The 20,821-nt window shown below is 56.0% G+C and carries 19 protein-coding genes; 1 reads left to right on the top strand and 18 read right to left on the bottom strand.

Annotated elements, in window-relative coordinates; all coding sequences use genetic code 11:
* Window positions 1-77 precede the first annotated feature (77 nt).
* On the top strand, window positions 78-1,085 hold the full coding sequence (locus tag BBPC_RS02600) for a LacI family DNA-binding transcriptional regulator (protein WP_004219681.1): 1,008 nt from the start codon (window positions 78-80) through the stop codon (window positions 1,083-1,085).
* A 131-nt stretch (window positions 1,086-1,216) separates the two neighbouring features.
* Here the strand turns inward: BBPC_RS02600 and sstT are convergent, their stop codons facing one another.
* The 18 genes from sstT to map form a co-directional block, all read right to left on the bottom strand.
* Entirely contained in the window at window positions 1,217-2,509 is a 1,293-nt protein-coding gene (gene sstT / locus BBPC_RS02595; RefSeq protein ID WP_004219683.1) for a serine/threonine transporter SstT, read from the bottom strand.
* A gap of 214 nt (window positions 2,510-2,723) precedes the next feature.
* Window positions 2,724-3,476 (bottom strand): pseudouridine synthase, encoded by a 753-nt coding sequence (locus BBPC_RS02590; protein ID WP_004219684.1) that lies wholly within the window; start codon window positions 3,474-3,476, stop codon window positions 2,724-2,726.
* 11 nt (window positions 3,477-3,487) lie between these two features.
* Complete coding sequence (gene glmS / locus BBPC_RS02585) at window positions 3,488-5,380, bottom strand: glutamine--fructose-6-phosphate transaminase (isomerizing) (protein ID WP_004219686.1); 1,893 nt, start codon at window positions 5,378-5,380, stop codon at window positions 3,488-3,490.
* Window positions 5,381-5,571: 191 nt separating this feature from the next.
* Window positions 5,572-6,366 carry an amino acid ABC transporter ATP-binding protein gene (locus BBPC_RS02580; protein ID WP_004219687.1) on the bottom strand — a complete coding sequence of 265 codons (795 nt, stop codon included), beginning with the start codon at window positions 6,364-6,366 and terminating at the stop codon, window positions 5,572-5,574.
* 12 nt (window positions 6,367-6,378) lie between these two features.
* Window positions 6,379-7,362: an amino acid ABC transporter permease gene (locus BBPC_RS02575; RefSeq protein WP_004219689.1), complete on the bottom strand. Its 984-nt coding sequence runs from the start codon at window positions 7,360-7,362 to the stop codon at window positions 6,379-6,381.
* A 45-nt stretch (window positions 7,363-7,407) separates the two neighbouring features.
* Entirely contained in the window at window positions 7,408-8,337 is a 930-nt protein-coding gene (locus BBPC_RS02570) for an ABC transporter substrate-binding protein (RefSeq protein ID WP_033524261.1), read from the bottom strand.
* A 289-nt stretch (window positions 8,338-8,626) separates the two neighbouring features.
* Window positions 8,627-9,568 (bottom strand): ABC transporter substrate-binding protein, encoded by a 942-nt coding sequence (locus tag BBPC_RS02565; RefSeq protein WP_033524227.1) that lies wholly within the window; start codon window positions 9,566-9,568, stop codon window positions 8,627-8,629.
* A 243-nt stretch (window positions 9,569-9,811) separates the two neighbouring features.
* A complete protein-coding gene (locus BBPC_RS02560; RefSeq protein WP_004219699.1) occupies window positions 9,812-10,759 on the bottom strand; it encodes an ABC transporter substrate-binding protein in 948 nt (315 codons plus the stop codon).
* A gap of 130 nt (window positions 10,760-10,889) precedes the next feature.
* The gene (gene smpB, locus BBPC_RS02555; protein ID WP_004219704.1) at window positions 10,890-11,369 is read right to left on the bottom strand and encodes an SsrA-binding protein SmpB; all 480 of its coding nucleotides are present in this window, start codon (window positions 11,367-11,369) and stop codon (window positions 10,890-10,892) included.
* A 142-nt stretch (window positions 11,370-11,511) separates the two neighbouring features.
* Complete coding sequence (locus BBPC_RS02550; protein ID WP_004219705.1) at window positions 11,512-12,900, bottom strand: CHAP domain-containing protein; 1,389 nt, start codon at window positions 12,898-12,900, stop codon at window positions 11,512-11,514.
* A gap of 99 nt (window positions 12,901-12,999) precedes the next feature.
* Window positions 13,000-13,923 carry a permease-like cell division protein FtsX gene (ftsX, locus tag BBPC_RS02545; RefSeq protein ID WP_004219707.1) on the bottom strand — a complete coding sequence of 308 codons (924 nt, stop codon included), beginning with the start codon at window positions 13,921-13,923 and terminating at the stop codon, window positions 13,000-13,002.
* Window positions 13,923-15,224 carry a cell division ATP-binding protein FtsE gene (ftsE, locus tag BBPC_RS02540; RefSeq protein ID WP_004219709.1) on the bottom strand — a complete coding sequence of 434 codons (1,302 nt, stop codon included), beginning with the start codon at window positions 15,222-15,224 and terminating at the stop codon, window positions 13,923-13,925. The genes ftsX and ftsE overlap by 1 nt, the downstream gene beginning before the upstream one ends.
* A gap of 49 nt (window positions 15,225-15,273) precedes the next feature.
* Window positions 15,274-16,404 (bottom strand): peptide chain release factor 2, encoded by a 1,131-nt coding sequence (gene prfB / locus BBPC_RS02535; RefSeq protein ID WP_004219711.1) that lies wholly within the window; start codon window positions 16,402-16,404, stop codon window positions 15,274-15,276.
* A gap of 183 nt (window positions 16,405-16,587) precedes the next feature.
* Window positions 16,588-16,719 carry a hypothetical protein gene (locus tag BBPC_RS10165; protein ID WP_004219712.1) on the bottom strand — a complete coding sequence of 44 codons (132 nt, stop codon included), beginning with the start codon at window positions 16,717-16,719 and terminating at the stop codon, window positions 16,588-16,590.
* A gap of 128 nt (window positions 16,720-16,847) precedes the next feature.
* A complete protein-coding gene (gene rlmH / locus BBPC_RS02530; protein ID WP_004219713.1) occupies window positions 16,848-17,327 on the bottom strand; it encodes a 23S rRNA (pseudouridine(1915)-N(3))-methyltransferase RlmH in 480 nt (159 codons plus the stop codon).
* Between the two features lie 9 nt (window positions 17,328-17,336).
* Window positions 17,337-18,326, bottom strand: coding sequence for a 2,3,4,5-tetrahydropyridine-2,6-dicarboxylate N-succinyltransferase (gene dapD / locus BBPC_RS02525; RefSeq protein WP_004219716.1), 990 nt, complete (start codon window positions 18,324-18,326; stop codon window positions 17,337-17,339).
* 110 nt (window positions 18,327-18,436) lie between these two features.
* Window positions 18,437-19,729: a citrate synthase gene (locus BBPC_RS02520; RefSeq protein WP_004219718.1), complete on the bottom strand. Its 1,293-nt coding sequence runs from the start codon at window positions 19,727-19,729 to the stop codon at window positions 18,437-18,439.
* Window positions 19,730-19,981: 252 nt separating this feature from the next.
* On the bottom strand, window positions 19,982-20,761 hold the full coding sequence (gene map, locus BBPC_RS02515) for a type I methionyl aminopeptidase (RefSeq protein ID WP_004219722.1): 780 nt from the start codon (window positions 20,759-20,761) through the stop codon (window positions 19,982-19,984).
* Window positions 20,762-20,821 lie beyond the last annotated feature (60 nt).

Here is a 20,821-nt window from a genome sequence, read left to right as displayed (position 1 = left end):
ATGGTGACGAAAACAATACAGAAGTAAGCATGTAAAATTAAGCACAGTACGCATTTTCGTTCGGAAGGTAGATACACATGGCACGCAACTCAGTCTCGCTGCAAGACGTCGCCAGGGAAGCAGGGGTTTCACCGCAGACCGTTTCCCGAGTGGCTAATGGGAGCGATGCCGTACGCCCAGCGACGAAACTTAAGGTCGAGGCAGCCATGGAGCATCTCGGATACAGGCCGAATTATGCGGCACGTGCTTTGAAAAGCGGACATTTCAACAATGTTGGTGTACTGCTTTCGCATATGTCGGCCTACGGGAACTCACGTATCCTCGAAGGCATCACTACAGCGGCCGCGAATAGCGGCTATTCCATCACCATTCGCCCCTTGGATAACCTGCAGGATCAGTCACTCGCCGGCGCACTGAAACTTGTGGAAGGCCTCCCCCTCGATGGTGCAATCGTGATTATGGAACGCGATTTCACCGACTTCAACCAGTTCAAGCCATCCGACAACCTACCTGTAGTGCTTATTTGCGAGGAACCGGCAAACCACTGCCCCACCATCGATTCGGACTCGTATGGTTGCGCCACTGCAGCCGTGGACTTTTTCCTGTCGAAGGGGCATAAAACTGTGTACCACATCGCAGGCCCCACCGTTTCACGCGCAGCACAGAGCCGCATCAGAGGGTGGCGCGACGCATTAGCGCAAGTCGGCATTCCCACACCACCCATGTATTACGGCGACTGGGAAGCAGATAGCGGCTACCAAGCCGGATTGGCCTTGGCTCACGAAAAGGATTGCACCGCAATTTTCGCAGGCAACGATCAAATGGCATACGGTGCCATGCTTGGACTGAGGACAGCAGGAAAGCGCGTTCCCGAAGATGTCAGCATCATCGGTGTGGACGATTCACTCCGCGGCGTTGTGCCCCGTCTTGAACTGACCACCATACGGCTCAAGCTCAGAACTGTGGGAAAAGAGGCTTTTTCCATGATCGAGCAACAATGCAATGGCAAAAAAGTGCCTTCTGGAATCAAGAAACTTATCACCCCCGAATTCATCGACCGCGGATCCGTGGCGGAACTCGACTAATCGCAATATCTCGCGACTTTAATCAACGCAATCAATCAAATCAGCCAATACGAAAAGCGCCTCTCCAGCGTGGGTGAACCACGTGGGAGAGACGCCTTCTAGATTGAACGAAAAGCTGAAATCGGGTGAAATCAGGCTTCGATGCCGAGCTGCTGACGTTCCTTCTTGGAATACATGAACGCCGGAAGCTGACGGCCCTGCTTGAGCCAAGCATGATATTCGGCGGTTGCCGCAAACTCCACGTCGGAAGCGGAATTCAGACAGGTCTCCACGGAATCCTGGATGACGCCGATGATGAAGCCAACGCCCACCACCTGCATGGCGATGTCATTGCTGATGCCGAACAGCGAGCAGGCCATTGGAATAAGCAGCAGCGAGCCACCGGCCACACCGGAAGCGCCGCATGCGCCGAGCGCCGACACCACAGACAGCAGAATGGCGGCCGGCAACGAAATCTGAATGCCCATCGTATTAGCGGCGGCCATGGCCATGATGGTGATGGTGATGGCGGCACCGTTCATGTTGATGGTTGCGCCCAACGGAATGGACACGGAATACATGTCTTTATCAAGACCAAGCTTCTCGCACAGCTGCATGTTGACCGGAATGTTCGCCGCGGAGGAACGAGTGAAGAATGCGGTCAGGCCGGATTCCTTGAAGCAGCGGTACACCAGCGGATACGGGTTGCGATGCAGGTACAGGAAAATGACCAGCGGACCGAACACGAGCACCATCAGCAGCATGGTGCCGACGAGCAGGAGCAGGAGGCTACCGTACTCGGTGAAGGCCGCCAAGCCGTTTTCGGAAACGCTGGTGAACACCAAGCCCATAATGCCAAACGGGGCGAGATTGATGACCCAACGAATCACCTGAGACACGCCATCGGCCACATTGGCAAGGAACGCCTTGGAGCTTTCATTGGCAATACCCTTCATGGCAAGACCGAACAGGCAAGCCCACATCAGAATGCAGATGTAGTTGCCGTCGATCATGGCCTGAATCGGATTGGCCACGATATTGGTCAACAACGTCTGCACAACCTCGCTCAAGCCCTGCGGCACCACATCAGCGTCAGCGGCATCGCCCAACGATATGGTCTGCGGGAACATGCGAGACGTCAACACCGCCACGACGGCGGACAGGAACGTGGTGAACAGATACAGGAAAAGCACCGTGCCGAAACGGCCGTCAAGCTTGGAATTGCCTTGAGCCAAAGCGCTTGCCACCAGCACAAACACCAGAATCGGAGCGACGGCCTTCAATGCGCTTACGAACAGGGTGCCGAATTCGCTGATCCACGTCATATGCGGAACAACCAATGCCAGTGCGGTACCCGCGATAAGACCGACGATAATGCGGATAATCAGTGATACGCCGTTATATTTGTCGGCAACGCCACGAAGCGCTTTTGAAATATGGTTCATATTCTCTCTCGTTCTTTCCAGCCGGCTTGCCTTTGCCAGCCAGCACAACAAGAGCACATCCTAATCACGCTCGATAACACGAAATGTAAAATGTCCGATTATAGGGACGCGCAACTTCAACACGCCATAGCGATGCGAGCAAATATGAGTACAGCGATGGACAGTTTTTATATATCTTGATTCAGCGAGCAATACCTGCTGATCAGACCGTTAATCAGCCAAGCGGCACTTTCGAAACGAATGTACGAGGCTCTCCCGTCACCGGATCGTCGAAACGTAACTCACGAGCCACCAATTCCAACGGCTGCGAGAAATCATCGTAAGAACGCTGCACAATATTCGGGTAGAAATCATCGCCCAAAATCGGCAATCCCAACGAATTCATATGCACACGCAACTGGTGCGTTTTGCCGGTTTTCGGGTGCAGCACGTAATTCACATATGCTTTGCCGTCGAGGCAACGTACCGTACTTCCCCGCTCAATCAACGTTTGCGCATTGATGGTTTCCGGAATTTCGTACGCCTGAAGTCGCCCGCGATCCTTGCAAATATGCGATGCTCGGATTGCCGGAAAGGGTTGATGCCTGTCGATTCTTACGATTGTTCCGTACTGCGGATGCTGTTCGGGGGCAAGTGGCGCCAAACATTCATAGGTTTTGATGGTTTTGCGATTCTGGAACAGCATTTGGTAAGCGCCGCGCAATTCCGGTTTGCGCACAAATACGATGATGCCTGCGGTAAGTCGGTCCAAACGGTGCGCGGGAACAATATCAGGTTCGCCATACTGTTCCCGAAGTCGAATCAACGCGGTTTCGCGATACCACATGCCACGCGGTGTGGTGGCGAGAAAATGCGGTTTGTCAACCACGATAATCGCATCGTTCTCGTAAAGAACCTCACATTCGAACGGAATATGAGGTTCTTCAAGAACGTAACGATGCCTCTTCTGCTGACGCTGTTGACGCATCGTATGAACGATTACTCCACGGTGACGGACTTGGCGAGATTACGAGGCTTGTCAACGTCGTAATTCTTCAGCTTGGCCATGTCCATGGCGAATAGCTGCAGCGGCACCACGTCCACCAACGGGCTCATCAGCGTCGGGCAGGCCGGACGCCAGAACACCACGTCCGCATAGCGTTCAACATCGGGGTCGTTCTCTTCGGCCACGGCGATAATGTACGCGCCACGGGCCTTGACCTCTTCGATACCGGAAATAACCTTGGCGTGCAGCACATTGCGGCCACGTGCCGGCGGCACGATGAACACTACCGGTTCGCCTTCGTCCACCAATGCGATCGGACCGTGCTTGAGCTCGCCGGCCGCAAAACCTTCGGTGAAGGTGTAGGCGATTTCCTTCAATTTCAACGCGCCTTCCATCGCGACCGGGTAGCCGACATGACGGCCCAGGAACAGGAAGGACTTCGCATCGACCATCTGCGCGGCAGCATCATGCACGGTCTTGGTCTGCGTATCAAGAACCCACTGGATCTTGCGAGGCATGTCTTTGAGGGAATCCAACGCCTGCGCGATCTCGTCGCGGAACATCGCGCCCTTGACCTGCGCCAAATACAAGCCAAGCACGTAGGCGGCAGTAATCTGCGCCACGAACGCCTTGGTGGAGGCGACCGCCACTTCCGGACCAGCGTGCGTGTACAGCACCGCGTCGGATTCACGCGGAATGGACGCGCCCTGCGTGTTGCAGATGGCCAGCACCTTCGAACCCTGCTCACGCGCGTGACGCAATGCCATCAGCGTGTCCATGGTTTCACCGGACTGCGAAATGGCCACCACCAACGTGCGCGGGGTGAGAATCGGATCACGATAACGGAATTCGTGGGCAAGCTCCACTTCCACCGGAATACGCACCCAATGCTCGATGGCGTATTTGGCCACCATGCCCGCGTAGGCGGCGGTACCGCAGGCGATGACGATAATCTTGTCGATCGCCTTGAAATCATGCTCGTCGATGCGAACCTCGTCAAGATTGAGATTGCCGTCCTTGCCAAGACGTCCCAACAGCGTGCGCTGCACCGCCGCCGGCCCTTCGTGGATCTCCTTGTCCATGAAGGAGTCCCAACCGCCCTTTTCGGCCGCGGAAGCATCCCAATCCACGGTATAGGTCTTCGGATCGGCCACGATGTTGCCCATGAAATCAGACACCACAACCTTATCGGCGGACACCATCACGGCCTGATCCTGGTCGATTTCCATGGCACGCTTCGTGTAGGCGACGAACGCGGCCACATCGGAACCGAGAAAATTCTCACCTTCGCCAAGACCAACCACCAGCGGCGAATCATGGCGAGCACCGACCACGATACCCGGCTGACGGCAGTCGGTGGCGAGAATCGTGAACGCGCCTTCCAGCATGCGCGCCAAGCGTCGCACGGCCTTGAACAGATCAGGCTTGCCGGTTTCCTCAACGATTTTCTCGCTGATTTTGCCTAGCAGTTTCGCCGCGACCTCCGTATCGGTTTCCGATGAGAAACGGTAACCTTCCGTCTGCAGATCAAGACGCAGCTGAGAGGCGTTTTCGATGATGCCATTATGAATGATGGCGACCTTGCCGTCACGCGAAGTATGCGGATGCGCGTTGATGTCATTCGGCACGCCGTTGGTGGCCCAACGGGTGTGGCCGATGCCCACGGTGGCCATCGGCATTGGATTGCGTTCCACGTCTTCGATTAGATTGGCGAGACGCCCCGCCTTCTTACGCACTTCCACATGATCCATGCCGGGCGCGGTCAGCGCCACACCGGCCGAATCATATCCACGGTATTCCAAACGCTGGAGGCCTTGGAGGCACACTTCCAACGGCTTGCCGCACGCGGTTTCCACATTTCCTGCATATCCTACGATTCCACACATAACACCTCAGCTTATCGGGTAATGGTGTCATTTTCGAAACGAAACCGTCTCATCGCGCTGAACCTTTGATATATGAACACAAAAATCCCCATGCTGACAGTTTTCAACATGGGGATTTTCTCAGCCATTCCCTTGATCGCAATCCTTACGACGAAGAGGTGTCTGATTCTTACGATTATGCTTGCGGCGATTTACAGCACGTGCTGCAGGAAGTCCTTGAATCGTGGTTCCTGCGGATTGTCGATGATTTCAGGACCGCCCTGTTCCACAACAACACCGCCGTCCATGAATACGATCTGATCGGCGACTTCGCGCGCGAAGCCTATTTCGTGGGTGACAACCACCATGGTCATGCCTTCTTTCGCCAAAGACAGCATGACGTTCAGCACTTCGCCCACCAATTCCGGATCGAGTGCGGAAGTCGGCTCGTCGAACAGCATGATTTCCGGCTTCATGGCAAGCGCACGGGCGATGGCCACGCGCTGCTGCTGGCCACCGGAAAGCTGTGCCGGATAGTGATCGAGGCGATCGCCCATGCCCACGCGATTCAGCTCTTCGATGGCAAGCTTGCGGGCTTCCTTTTTATCCATGTGCTTGACGTGGACTGGCGCTTCCATCACATTTTCGAGCGCCGTCATGTGCGGGAACAGGTTGAACCTCTGGAATACCATGCCCAGTTTGGAACGCTGCTCGGCCACTTCCTTGTCGTTCAGGGTCTGCAGCACCTGCTTGCCGTCCTTGTCGACGTACTTGTAGCCGATCATTTCGCCGTCGACGTCGATTTCGCCGCCGGTCAGCGTTTCCAACTGGTTGATCAAACGCAGGAACGTGGATTTTCCGGAACCGGAAGGTCCCAGAATCACCGTCACCGAGCCGGGCATAACCGTCATATCGACGCCCTTGAGCACGTGCAGGCTACCGAAAGCCTTATGCACCTGCGTGGCCTTCACTGCGGGAACAACACCGTTGGTGGTTGGTTCAGTCATTGCTCACTCCCCTCACGCGGTCATGCCCGCGAACGTTGCCTCGTTCTGCTTGGCGATATCGTCTTTCGGCTCGCCTTCGGTTTTGCCCGGCAGCGGCGGCTGCTTGCCGCGCGCGCCGGCCGGTCGCGCATCGAAGCCCTTGCCGAAATGCTTCTCCAGGCGAGATTGCAGCACCATCAGAATGGAGGTGATCACCAAGTACCAGATGCAGGCCACGATCAGCAGCGGAATCGGCTTGTACAGTCGGGTTGCGATTGCGGTGGTGGCGAACTGCAGTTCCAGCGTGAACGGCACGGCGTTGACCAGCGAAGTGGTCTTCAACATGCCGATGAACTCGTTGCCGGTCGGCGGAATGATGATGCGCATGGCCTGAGGAAGCACCACACGACGCATGATCATGGAACGCTTCATGCCCAGTGCCTTGGCCGCTTCGGTCTGGCCCGGATCGACGGCTTCAAGACCCGCACGCACGATTTCAGCCAGATATGCCGCTTCGTTCAATGCGAGACCCAGCCATGCCGCGTTAAACGCGGTAATGACGGACTGCGAGTCAATGCTCCAGAATTCAATGGAAGTGAACGGAATACCCACGCCGATGCGAGGCACCAACACGGCGAACAGACCCCAGAACACCAGCTGCGTATACACAGGGGTGCCACGGAAGAACCAAATGTAGAACCAGCTCACGCCACGCAGCACCGGATTGATGGACTTGCGCATTACGGCCAGAATCACTGCCAGAATAATGGCGATGCCCATGGAGATGACCGTCAGCAGCAGCGTGTATTTGATGCCTTCGAGCACATTCTCGTTGAACAGGTACTTCCAGACCACATTCCATTCGAAACGCGGATTGGTAATCAGGCCCTGCAGCAGCATGGCGGCGAGCAGAGCGACGACGACCGCCGCCACAATCGGGCCCGTACGCTTAACCGGCAGCGCCTTGATGCGATTCGGAATATCGAGGCCGTCGCCGTCGATTTGTTTCTTCGCCATGATGCTTCAGTTCCTCCGTTGTTGATGTAAATAGTGGGGATGAAATCAGTCGAGATCGGTCGGGTTGATCTCAGCCTTGTCGAGAGCGCCGGATTCCACACCCCAATGCTTGAGGATCTTCATATACGTACCATCGTCCATCAGCTTCTGTACGGCCTTCTGCACGGCTTCAGCAAGCTGGGTGTTGCCCTTCTTGACAGCGATGCCCTGCTTGGCCACACCTTCGACGTCGCCCAAGGCTTCAAGCTGTCCGTCGGTCTGGGAGATGGCATAGCCGGCGACCGGAGAATCGGCATAGAACGCATCGGCCTTGCCCGTCGCCACTGCGGTGGCCGCTTCGGCCTGACGCTTGTACGACATCACTTCGGCCTTGTTATCGGCCTCGCATCCTTTGGCGATGGTGTTGGCTTCCTCTTCCTGCACGGTGCCGGTCTGCACCGCGATCTTCGCGCCGCACATGCCGGAAGTGTCAAGCTTCTTCGGATTGCCCTTCTTCACGGCCCACGTGGAACCTGCACGGTAGTAGCTCACGAAATCCACGGACTGCAGACGCTCTTCAGTGATGGTCATGGCGGTGATGCCCAGATCATACTTGGAGCCAATGGAAGGAATGATGGTGTCGAACATGGAAGACACGATGTTTGGCTTCAAACCAAGCGTCTTGGCGATGGCCTTGGTCATGTCGATATCATAGCCGACCGGAGTCTTGCCGTCTTCGGCATAGAATTCAGCCGGAGCGTACGAAAGCTCCATACCGGCGGAAAGCTCGCCGTCCTTCACCAGATCGCCGGACGGAACCAGCTTGGCCAGCTCGTCATCTTTTTTAATGGTGCTGACATCGTAACCGGTGGTAGCGTTCGACGAATCCGACGAATCGCCGGAATTGGACGCCTCGGAGGTGCCGCAAGCGGCAGTGGAAAACAACATCGCCGCACTCAGCGCAAGCGCCACAACGGACTTGATCTTCAAAGACATGGTATGCATATCCTTCTTCTTATCTCTTCATTGCCATACCGAAAATCTCAACGCCATTCGGTTGCAGAGAACCTCAGTATCTCAAATAGGCACGATAAGAGCGCAATGCTACATGTACGTTACATTGCGCAAACCTTACGTATCAGCCAAGAATCGCGCAATGTAGCTCCGTCGAATCACGGAAGATCCATATACGAAAACGGAAGACACGCGGATTTGACCCGCATGCCTTCCGTCATATCGGCGTCACAGTATCGCCGTGTGCGATGTCTGCCTTACGTTTGATCGTTCAGTCGAGGTCAGTCGGATTGATTTCGGCTTTGTCGATCGCTCCGTTCTCCACGCCCCAATGCTTGAGGATCTTCATATACGTGCCATCATCCATGAGCTTCTGCAGTGCGGCCTGCACCGCCTTGGCGGTATCGGAATCGCCCTTTTTGATTGCCACGGCCTCCTTGGTCACGCCGACATCCTCGCCGAGGGCTTCTAGCGTATCTTCGGTTTGCGCGATGGCATAGCCGGCGACCGGCGAATCAGCATAGAATACGTCGGCCTTGCCCGTCGCCACGTTCGTGGTCACATCGGTCTGCAGCTTATTCGACAGAATCTGCACTTCGGACTTGCCGTCGGCCTTGCATTGTTTGGCGGCCGCGTTGACTTCCTCTTCCTGCGTGGTGCCCGTCTGCACCGCGATCTTCAAGCCGCACAGGTCGGAAGTGGCGACCTTGTTCGGATTGCCCTTCTTCACCACCCACGTGGAACCGGCCTTGAACATGCTCACGAAATCGACGGCTTCCATACGCTCGGGCGTGATGGTGAACGACGAAATGCCGATATCGTACTTGGTGCCGATCGACGGAATGATCGAATCGAAATTCGACGTTTGCGGCACGACCTCAAGACCGAACATATTGGCGAGCGCCTTCGCGATATCAACATCGAAGCCGACCGGGGTCTTGCCATCCTCCGCAAGGAATTCGGCGGGAGCGTACGACGTGTCCATGCCGACGGTGAGCTTGCCGTCCTTGGTGACTGATTCCGGCAGCATCGCGGCTATATCGTCATCCTTCGTCACGCCGGAAACGTCATAACCGGTGGTGTTCGACGACGACTCAGAATCACTGGAAGCCGCGGAATCGGACTTTTCCGATGTGCCGCACGCACCCAACGAAACGATCATGGCGGCGCTTAGTGCAAAAACAGCGAGTTTCCTCAGATTATTGAAAGCCATCGCGGATCCTCTCTTCATTCCCAACCGTATGAATACGGCCGAACCGAAGTCCTGCAGGCACCATAGAAAACGATTGCTACGGCCACGTTAATAGTACGCAAACTCTATTCGATATGCCGTTTTTCCTTACGAAAAAGCGGGTTTTGCCATATCACAATATGATCAAAACCCGCTTTGTTCCCAGCACGTCGCCAGTCATGCGATCATTGAACCGTCTGATCCGTGGACGGTTCAATCATGGAATTATTCGGCGCCCGGCGTATTGATTTCCGACGTTTCGATGGCACCGTCCTCGACACCCCAATACTTAAGGATCTTCAGATACGTACCGTCGTCGATGAGCTTCTGCACGGCCTTCTGTACGGCCTCATCCATCTGGCTGTCGCCTTTTTTGATGACGATGCCTTCCGGAGCGACGCCTTCGACCTTGCCCAGCATTTCCAGCTGTCCATCGGTTTGCGCGATGGCATAGCCCGCAACCGGCGAATCGGCATAGAACACGTCGGCCTTGCCGGTGACAACGTTCGTGGTCACATCGGTCTGCAGCTTGCTGGAGATCACTTCAAGCTTATCCTTGCCGTCGGCCTCGCATTGCTTGGCTATCTTGTTCGCTTCGGTCTCCTGCATGGTGGCGGTCTGCACGGCCACCTTCTTGCCGCACAGATCGGACGTGTCGATCTTGTTCGGATTGCCCTTCTTCACGGCCCATGCCGATCCGGCATCAAAATGGCTTACGAAATCAACCGCTTCCAAACGTTCCTTGGTCACGGTGAACGACGAAATGCCGATATCGTACTTGGATCCGACCGATGGAATGATCGAATCGAAATTCGCGGTTTCCGGATCCGCTTCAAGGCCGAACACCTGCGCCAAAGCCTTGGCGATATCGACATCGAAGCCGACCGGGGTCTTGCCGTCCTCCGCAAGGAATTCGGCGGGAGCGTACGACGTGTCCATGCCGATGGTGAGCTTGCCGTCCTTCGTCACATAATCGGGCAACAGTTTGGCGATGTCATCGTCTTTCTGCACCGACGAAACGTCATAACCCGTCAGTTCGCTCGCTTTCGAACCGCTATCGGACGAAGCCGCATCGTCGCTTCCATCACTGGTGCCGCATGCCGCTCCAGCAAACAGCATCGCAACGCTCAGCGCACACGCGGCAACCGCCTTCAGACTTTTCTTCGCTTCCATATCCTTCTCCTATGTCTCGCTCGGTCTATTCGACCGAATCTGAACCATACACTAGAGAGGGCAAGCTACAAAAAGATTACGGCCACCGCTGTATATCAGTATGTGAAACCGGAAATTTTCCGGTTACCACTTATCGCACCTGCTTGTTGGCATATCGCATGGCACGCAAGGCCTCACGCTTGTCTTGCTCCTCGCGCAATGCCTGACGCTTGTCGAATTCCTTCTTGCCTCGTGCCAATGCGATTTCCGCCTTGACTCGACCGTCTTTGAAATACAGGCTCAGCGGAATGATGGTGAAACCCTTGGCTTGGCTTTGACGAGCCAGCTTGTCGATCTGCGCCGCGTGAAGCAACAGCTTACGCTTGCGCTTAGGGGCATGATTGTTCCACGTTCCGTTGAGATATTCGGGAATATTGGCTCCCTCAAGCCACATTTCACCGCGACGGTCGATGGTAATGAACGATTCGGCCAGCGATGCGCGGCCTTCTCGAAGCGACTTCACCTCAGTGCCGGTCAACACCAGACCGGCTTCATACTTGTCTTCAATGGCATAGTCGTGGCGTGCCTTCTTGTTTTGCGCAATCGGCTTCACGCCTTGCTCCTTGGCCATGTCGGACCTCCTTTCCGGTTCTTCAAAGAAGTGTTCTGCAACGCAACAATCGACAATATCATGGGAGCGCGCCGCCCAACGATTCAGGCGGCGCGCTCCCGCGACACAACGCTCAAGGAAAGCTCAAACGCCCCTTGATGAATCAGTGCACATACCAGAACTGGGACGCGTTGTACAGTGTGCGGTACGACACCACATATGGGCCACCAGCCGCGTTCATTTCGGAAATGGTGATGGTGTTGCCATTCACCGCTTCCACCACACCCACATGACCGTAGAAGCCATCGGCACCAGCCTGACCGGGCAGGAAGGAGATTGCCGCACCGACCTGCGGGCTATGATCCACGCGAAGACCATACGACGGTGCGGTAGCGTACCACTGGCCACCGTTACCCAAGTACGAGGGGGTTCCGATACCCATCTGTCTACGACGTTCGTACGCCCACCACGTGCACTGGCCGGCCACGTAGCCATTGCCGTAATCGCCATTGGAGGTTCCCTGACCGGAATTGTTATTGGTACTCGGCGCGGGAGCAGGCGTAGGAGTAGGCGTAGGCGTGGGAGCAGGCGTCACATTGTTGCCGCCACTATTGGTATTGTTGTTGCCTGGCCGGGTCTGCCCTTGATTGCCACCATTGTTTTGATTAGCTGCTGCGGCCTGCTCGGCTGCATACTGGCGGTTGAAGGAATCGACCTGTGACTGCAACATAACCGTTTGCGCCGCCTGTTTGGCCACGCTGCCGTTCAGCTGCGACTGTTGGCTTTCCAATTCGGCACGGCGGGTTTCGCCTTCTGCACGCAACTGGTCAAGCGAGTCGCGCTGGGTCTGTGCGGAAGCAGCAGCCTGCTGTGCGGAAGCGGCTTTTTCGTCAGCTGCGGTTTTCAGATTGGCGATCTGCTTCTCGATTGCAGAAAGACGCTCGCTACGGTTCATCGACGTGTTCAACGTATTCGCCGCATCACTTGCCGCATTGGCTTCGGTACGGCTCAACGCATCACGAGACTGCATGGAATTAATGAATTCCTGAGTGCTCGTGGAACCTGTCACCACGCTCATCACAGTGGATGCATCGGAACCATGCAGGTCTTCACGAGCCATCTGTGCCACGGCCGCATGCGCGTCATCATAATCCTTGCCGGTCTGTTCGATCTGCGCTTCGAGGTTTTCCTTATCTTTTTGCGCGGCCTCCAAACGGGAAGCCGCAGCATCAGCTTCACTCTGTGCCGAAGCGGCAGTAGCATTTGCCTCATCGACTGCAGCTTGAGCTGCAGGAATTTTCGTATTTGTCAATTCATCCAGCTCGACGATCTTGTCGGCCAAATCAGACTTCACACCGGAAAGCTGTGAACGCAACTGGGCTTCACGCTGAGAGCTGGCAGCCTTCTTATTCTGGGCATTCACCAGATTGCTGTATGTATTGGCTTGCGCCTGCGGAACCGCAGACGAGAACGGGGCAATCGCCATCGTGGCGCACAAAGCCCCCGTTGCAAACACCGCGACGGCCGGTTTTAGAGCTTTCTTGCTTGTCATTCGGTCACTTGCCTCCCATCATTGGTTCCATACCATAGCATCCCATGCTTAAAACGCGACACAGATAAACGTATCCAATCCGTACAAAACGGAATGTTCTCAGGCTTTCAAATACCTATGCAACGACACTGTGGATGCAATCACCGACAACAGCACCGCTCCTGCAACCAAAATCGGCGAAATCCACAATACCGTCATCTGATTCACATATGGAATCCATTTCACGGAGGCTGCAAGCCAATCAGTGATAAATACCTTCACCAATGCCGATAAAGTGACGCAGGAAAGCAAGGAGCCGACCATTGATGCGATCACCCCTTCAAGAATGAATGGCAGCCGAATGGTCCAATTCGAAGCACCCACCAAACGCATGATCTCCGTTTCGGTTCGACGTGACGCAGCAGACATGCGAATTGTGGTACCGGTCAGCATAATGGCGACGACCACCATCACCGCGGCCAATGCGGCGGTTGCAATGGTCGCACGATTCAGCACTGCGAACACCGGCTCAAAAATCTGCCGTTGATCACTGACAGTATCGACGCCCTCCTTGCCAGAAAGCACTTCGGAAACGACTTGATATTTCTCAGGATTCTTCAGTTTCAGCCACAATGAATCCTGCATATCGTCGGCAGTGAGCGTACGCCCCTGATATTCACCGTTCGGATATTGTTTGAGGAAAGTGTCGTTGTAGAAATCTTCCTTGCTTACAAAAGTGATTTGCGATACATCATCGGCAAGCTCGTTGCGAATGGTTTTCTGCAAGTCATTGATCTGAGTCTGCGTTGCCGCGGTTCCCGCGGTGCAGTTCACGGATTGGCTGGTGCCATCGGGACACATCCACACCACCACTTCAACCTTGGAATACCAATCGCCTTTGGCTTTGGTGATCTGCGCCTGAGTGAGCACCGATGCGCCGATAAACAGAAACGAGATGAATGTAACGAGCATCACTGAAAGCAACATGGGCACGTTGCGCTTGAGGCTGCTCCAGGTTTCGGAAAGAATGAAACGCAAACGCATCAGTCGTTCTCCTTGCTTTCGGACGTTTCATGCTGTTCATCGGATTGTTCGACGGATTTCGCCTCGCCACCGGCAGTCGCGGCGGGCGCTGCCGGAGGAGCCGGAGGCGCGGGCGGAGCGGGAGGCATCGGCAGTGCCGGAGGAGCGGGAACCGTTGGCTCCGCGGATTGCTCGTTTTCAGCCGCTTTGCTTGATTCCATGCCTGTATCAGGCGAAGAGCCAGTCGCGTCGGCATTGGCTTCGGTCTGCGAACGTGCAGCCGAATCGGCATGCTCCTGTTCGGCAAGATCCTCAAGTTTCAGTCCCTTGCCCCAGGTCAGCGTAGTCTCCACCGGAGCGAACGCCTCGCCATAACGACCGGTGCGACCGGAATGCACGGAATTGGCGAGACGCGCGATGCCCGCATCACCATTGCCGCTGTGGATGGCCGCAGCTACGGCATCAACCGCGTTCGCCGCGGTTTCGGCTCGCGTCGCGCCTTCCACGTCCACCGCCTCATCGGAAAAATCAGACATTTCAAGCGCGCCCGGCGCACGATATTTCGAGTCGACGTCGCCGCCGTTCAACGCCTGATGCGATTTGGATTCGACTTCGGCATCCGGGAAGTACAGTGCGGAATCGTAGGATCCCTGCTGCTCGTCACGCACGATTTTGCCGGTATGCAGTTCGACCACACGCTTGCGCATGGAGTTGACGATTTCCTCGTTATGCGTTGCCATGACGATGGTGGTGCCAGTGCGGTTGATGGCGTCCAGCACTTCCATAATGCCCAGCGATGTGGTCGGATCGAGATTTCCAGTAGGCTCGTCGGCCAGCAGAATCTGCGGATGGTTCACATACGCTCGCGCAATGGCCACACGCTGTGCCTCACCGCCGGAAAGCTCGTGCGGATAGTTGTTTTCCTTACCGGTGAGACCGACAGTCTGCAGCACTTTCGGCACTAACGATTTGACGGTGGAACGGCTTGTGCCAATCACTTCAAGCGCGAACGCCACATTCTCCCATACCGTTTTGTTGTTGAGGAGTTTGTAATCCTGGAAGATAAAACCGATGGAACGACGGTAATGCGGCACCTGCCTTGACGACAGGCGCCTCAAATCATTACCTGCGACGCGAATCTCGCCATCCGTGACCTCCTCCTCGCGCAGCAACAGGCTCAGCAATGTGGTTTTGCCGGAACCTGAAGCGCCCACGAGGAACACGAAATCCCCTCGATCAATGTCGAGATTGATGTCATCCAAGGCAGGCCTGGTGCCTTTCGGATACACCTTGCTCACATGTTCAAGCGAAATCAGCGCCATCGTCGTACCCCTCCACTATGTGCTGTTCTGATTACGGTAATCGTGGTTTTTAGGCGTCCGCCTCTTCGGCCGCCGCGCGACGCTGCTCATGACGCCAACGGATGCCGGCCTCAATGAACGCGTCGATATCGCCGTCGAACACGGCCTGGGTCTGCGAAGTCTCATAGCCGGTGCGCAGATCCTTGACCATCTGGTACGGATGCAGCACGTAGGAACGCATCTGGTCACCCCAGCTGGCCTTGATATCGCCGGCGAGCTCCTTCTTCTTCTTGGCTTCCTCTTCGTGGCGCAGCACCAACAGTCGGGACTGCAGCACGGCCATGGCAGCGGCACGGTTCTGGATCTGCGAGCGCTCGTCCTGCATGGTCACCACGATGCCGGTCGGAATGTGGGTGATACGCACCGCGGAATACGTGGTGTTCACGCCCTGACCGCCAGGGCCGGAGGAGCAGTAGGTGTCAACGCGGATTTCGGAATCGGGCACGTCGATGTGATCGGTCGCCTCAACGAGCGGCACCACTTCCACTGCCGCGAAGCTAGTTTGGCGACGGCCTTGGTTGTCGAACGGGGAGATACGCACCAAACGGTGTGTGCCGCCTTCCACGCTCATGCGACCATACGCATAAGGGGCATCCACCTGGAAGGTGGCGGACTTGATGCCCGCCTCTTCGGCGTAGGAGGTGTCCATGACCTTGGCCTTATACCCATTGCGCTCCGCCCAACGCAGGTACATGCGCAGCAGCATCTGAGCGAAGTCGGCGGCATCCACACCGCCCGCGCCGGAGCGGATGGTCACCACTGCGGAACGTTCGTCATATTCGCCGTCGAGCAGGGTCTGGATTTCCATGTCGGCCAGATCGTTCTGAATGCTTTCGACTTCGGACTGCGCTTCCGCCAACGTGTCGGCGTCTTCTTCCTCCTGACCCAATTCCACCAACGTTTCGACGTCGTCGATGCGCTGGCTTGCGGAAGCGAGACGCTTCAGCTGGGACTGCACTGCCGACAGTTTGCTGGTCACTTTCTGCGCGTTTTCGGGATTGTCCCACAATCCCGGTTCGGCCGCCTGAACTTCAAGATCTTTGGCCTGCGCGGTCAGTCGGTCGACGTCAAGCGCCTTGGAAATCGACTCGTATTTGGCGCGCGCCTCGCCGATTGCCTGGGAAAAATCAAATTCTGCCATCGTTTACACCATACATTTCTTTATGCGTTCTTTATATTCTGTCATGGAGCCTCATACGGCTTTCGCACAATCCTCAGCTTCTTCCACGTACCCACATACTCGTTCCCATCCTGCCGAGCCGCGAACCAGTCTCGTTACGTATGGGATTGCAGGTCCGGGGAGGATCATACCGGACCAAAGGCGTCAAAGACCTGCGTAGATAGCAGGAATAACCAGACTCAGCAGCATCGCCGCAGCGATGACGATGCACACCGCCCGCACCATGGTGCGGCGACGGCGTTCTCGCTGCTCGCGTTCGCTTCTGTAGTCACTCACGGGGTACTAGTATAGGCAAGGCCTTCTACTTATTATCTTTCGGCGATCTCACCATATTTTGCCGCATCGCAATCCTGCCATATCATACTCGCGAACCTGTGTACGCATTACGCGACATTGATTGCACGTCATTTATGATACGGTTCGCCGGCATTGATTTTGCATGCACGATACAGCTGTTCAAGCAGAATAACGCGCATTAATTGATGAGGAAAAGTCATTTTGGAAAAACTCAGCAGGTAGTCGGCCCGTTTCACAATCGTTGGGTCAAGTCCGAGCGATCCGCCGATGATGAGTTGGATATGGCTGGTGCCATGCACTCCAAGACCGTCGATTTTCTGCGCAAGTTCTTCACTGGTCAGCTGCTGGCCTTCGATGGCGAGCGCGATGACGAACGCATCGTCGCGAATATGCTTGGCGATGCGTTCGCCTTCCTTGGCTTTGATTTGCCGTTCCACTCCCTCACTGGCATGCTCGGGTGTTTTCTCGTCGGCCACTTCGACGATGTCAAGCTTGCAGTATCGGCTGAGTCGTTTCGAATATTCGGCGATGGCGTCGCGCAGATATTGTTCCTTGACTTTGCCGACGGTAATGAGGGAGATTTTCATATTTGATATTTAGTTCTTGTGCAGTTTTTCGTTCAGTTCGATGCCGGTCTTGCGATAGCGCGCTTCGATACGGCCGGACACGGAATTACGGATGAACAGGATGTTGTCTTTGCCGGAAAGATCGGCGCCCTTGACGGTTTCGAGCGGTTCGCCCGCCGCGACCTTGGCCTTGTCGTAGATGGTCACCTTGGTGCCGGCGGTCACATACAGACCGGCTTCAACCACGCAGTTGTCGCCGAGGGAGATGCCGATGCCCGCGTTCGCGCCAAGCAGGGAGTGCTCGCCGATGGAGTTCTTAAGCTTGCCGCCACCGGACAGGGTGCCCATGATGGATGCGCCGCCGCCGATATCGGAACCGTTGCCGACCACAACACCCTGGGAAACACGGCCTTCCACCATGGAAACGCCGAGCGTGCCGGCGTTGAAGTTCACGAAGCCGGCATGCATGACGGTGGTGCCTTCGGAAAGGTGGGCACCCAAACGCACGCGGTCGGCGTCGCCGATACGCACGCCGGTCGGCACCACATAGTCGACCATGCACGGGAACTTGTCGATCGACAGCACGTTCACGTCAACCTTCGGCAGTCCCGGAACGCACTGGTTGGCCGCGGCCATCACATCAAGCTTGCGCAGCGCGAAATCCTCGACCGCGAACGGGCCATAATTGGTCCATACCACATTGTTGAGGGCTGCGAAAATGCCGTCCAGATTCAGGGTGTTCGGCTTGGCGAGACGCATGCTCAGCAGATGCAGACGCAGGTATGCGTCGGCTGCGTCTTCGATCGGTTCGTCAAGCTTCGACACCGTGAACACCGGAATGCGGCGCACGCCACGCGCATCGACGCCCTCATGGGCGAGATTGCCAAAATTATGGTTCGGGCGTGCCACCTCCTCCGGAGCCTCGCCAAGCTTCAGTTCCGGGTACCATACGTCCAAAGTGTTGCCGGCCGCATCCACGCTGGACAGACCCCAACCCCACGCAGTGCGCTGATCGGTCATTCTTCGCTCCTTCACAACAGTGATTGCATTACTTGCATGTTTCCGTGCAATACTTTAGCCGCAGGGCTTGGCGAACAGCATCACAAGTCCATGAAACAGCGAAAAAGCAACTATCGACGGTCGATCGGAGTGTAATCACGTTCGGTATAACCGGTGTACACCTGACGCGGACGACCGATCTTGGTGTTCGGATCGGCAAGCATCTCACGATACTGCGCGATCCAACCGGGAATACGCCCCAATGCAAACAATGTGGTGAACATGGACGGATCGAACCCGATTGCGCGATAGATCAATCCCGTGTAGAAGTCGACATTCGGATACAGGTGACGCGACACGAAATACTCGTCGTTCAGCGCGATTTTCTCCAATTCCGTGGCGACGTCGAACAGCGCACGCTCGTCGGCAGGCAATTTCAACGTGTCCGCGCGTTCCATGATCTTCTGCAGATACTTCTTGGCGATCGCGGCACGCGGATCGTACGACTTGTACACGCGGTGGCCGAGTCCGGAAATACGCTGACCGCTGGTTTTGGCGTCTTCCACGAATTCCTTGACGGTTTTGCCTGAATCGCGAATGGCTTTGAGCTGACGGAGCACCGCTTCATTCGCACCACCATGCAATGGGCCCGACAGCGCGTTGATGCCCGCCGCAACCGCGGAATACAGGTTGGCGTGGGCGGAACCGGCGATACGTACCACGGAAGTGGAGCAGTTCTGCTCATGATCGGCATGAATGATCAGCAGGCGTCCGAGCGCATGCACGTACAGCGGGTCGGAATCGAACGGCTCGTACGGCACCGCAAAGCACATGCGCAGGAAATCGTCGACATAGCCGCGCGAATAATCCGGATACAGCATCGGCTCATCGCGGCGACGGCGGAAAATGTAGCTGACGATGGTTCGTGCCTTTGCCATAATGATGGTCGCAGCCTCGTCAAGCTGGTCGGAATCATTGATATCAGTAGTGTCCGGATAGAAGGTGGCGAGCGCGTTGACCGCGGATGCCATCACGCTCATCGGATGCGCGGTGCGTGGGAAAGAACCCATGAAGGTACGGAAATCCTCACCCACCATCGTGCGATGGTTGATGTCGGAAATGAACCGGTCGTACTGCTCCTGATTCGGCAGTTCGCCATGACGCAGCAACCAGGCGACCTCAAGGAAATCGGATTGCTCACACAACTGCTCGATCGGGTACCCGCGGTAGCGCAGGATCGAGTTCTTGCCGTCGATGTACGTGATTTTCGATTCGCATTGCGCAGTCGTCAGGAAACCAGGGTCGAGTGTGACCCAGCCGTCGTTGCGCAGCGTGGACACCACGATGCCGTCCGCACCCGCCGTGGCTTCGACCACCGGCAGGGTGAAGTCTTTGGATTCCACACTCAGATTGGCTGTGGCCATACTTGCACGCTCCTTAACCGTTCGAAAGTATCGAACACTATATGGCATGCGCGTTTCCAAGCATGGTTTCGTCTCAAAATCAATCGATTGACATCCGATACTTCATTCCTGCAAGGCAAATAATTCGACTATTTCCGCGCGAAATTACGCATATAAAAGGCCGATGCCTGAATAATCGTGGGCATCGGCCTTCTTTTCGTACGCTTCGCTCCGTCGTATTGGAGCTTTGCCGCGTTTTACGCTACCGTCTGATCACTTGTCGCGAACGGTGAGGATCACCGGACCGTTGTCGGTGATGGCGATGGTGTGTTCGCTATGCGCGCCACGGGAACCGTCGGAGCTCTTCAGCGTCCAACCATCTTTCGGATCCTGGTAGATTTCGTCGGTGGTCTTGAGGAACCACGGTTCGATGGCGATGACCAGGCCCGGACGCAGCTTGTAGCCGTGGTGCGCGCGGCCATCGTTCGGCACATGCGGATCGCCGTGCATAATACGTCCGACGCCATGGCCGCCGAATTCAAGATTGATCGGATAGCCGTATTCGCGGGCCACATCGCCGACTGCCGCGGAAACATCACCCAAACGGTTGCCCGGCTGCGCAGCGGCAATACCGGCCGCGAGCGCCTCTTCGGTGCACTTGATCAGGCGCAGATCCTCAGGATCCTTATGCTCGCCGACCACGAAGCTGATGGCGGAATCGGCAACCCAGCCATCGACGTTGATCGCCAGATCGAGGCTGACCAAATCGCCGTCCTTCAGGTTGTAATCGAACGGAACGCCGTGCAGTACGGCATCGTTCACGGAAACGCAAATATAGTGCGCGAACGGGCCGGTACCGAAATCCGGAGCATAGTCGACATAGCAGGATTCGGCACCCTTGCGATCGACGATGCGCTTGTGCACGAATTCATCGATTTCCAGCAGATTGGTACCAACTTTGGTAAATTCCTTGAGATCGCGCAGAATGCCGCCGACAAAACGGCCGGCAGGCTTCATCTCTTCGATCTCTTTCGGTGTTTTCAGTTCAATCATGCCTCTAACCCTACTTCGTACGCCCTACAGTGCTCGGCTCTCCCTGGCTTTTCTTACGAT

Origin of the sequence: Bifidobacterium pseudocatenulatum DSM 20438 = JCM 1200 = LMG 10505, assembly GCF_001025215.1 — a bacterium.
Taxonomy (GTDB): domain Bacteria; phylum Actinomycetota; class Actinomycetes; order Actinomycetales; family Bifidobacteriaceae; genus Bifidobacterium; species Bifidobacterium pseudocatenulatum.
Note: the sequence above shows the minus strand (reverse complement) of the source record. Positions and strands in the feature narration are given on the sequence as shown.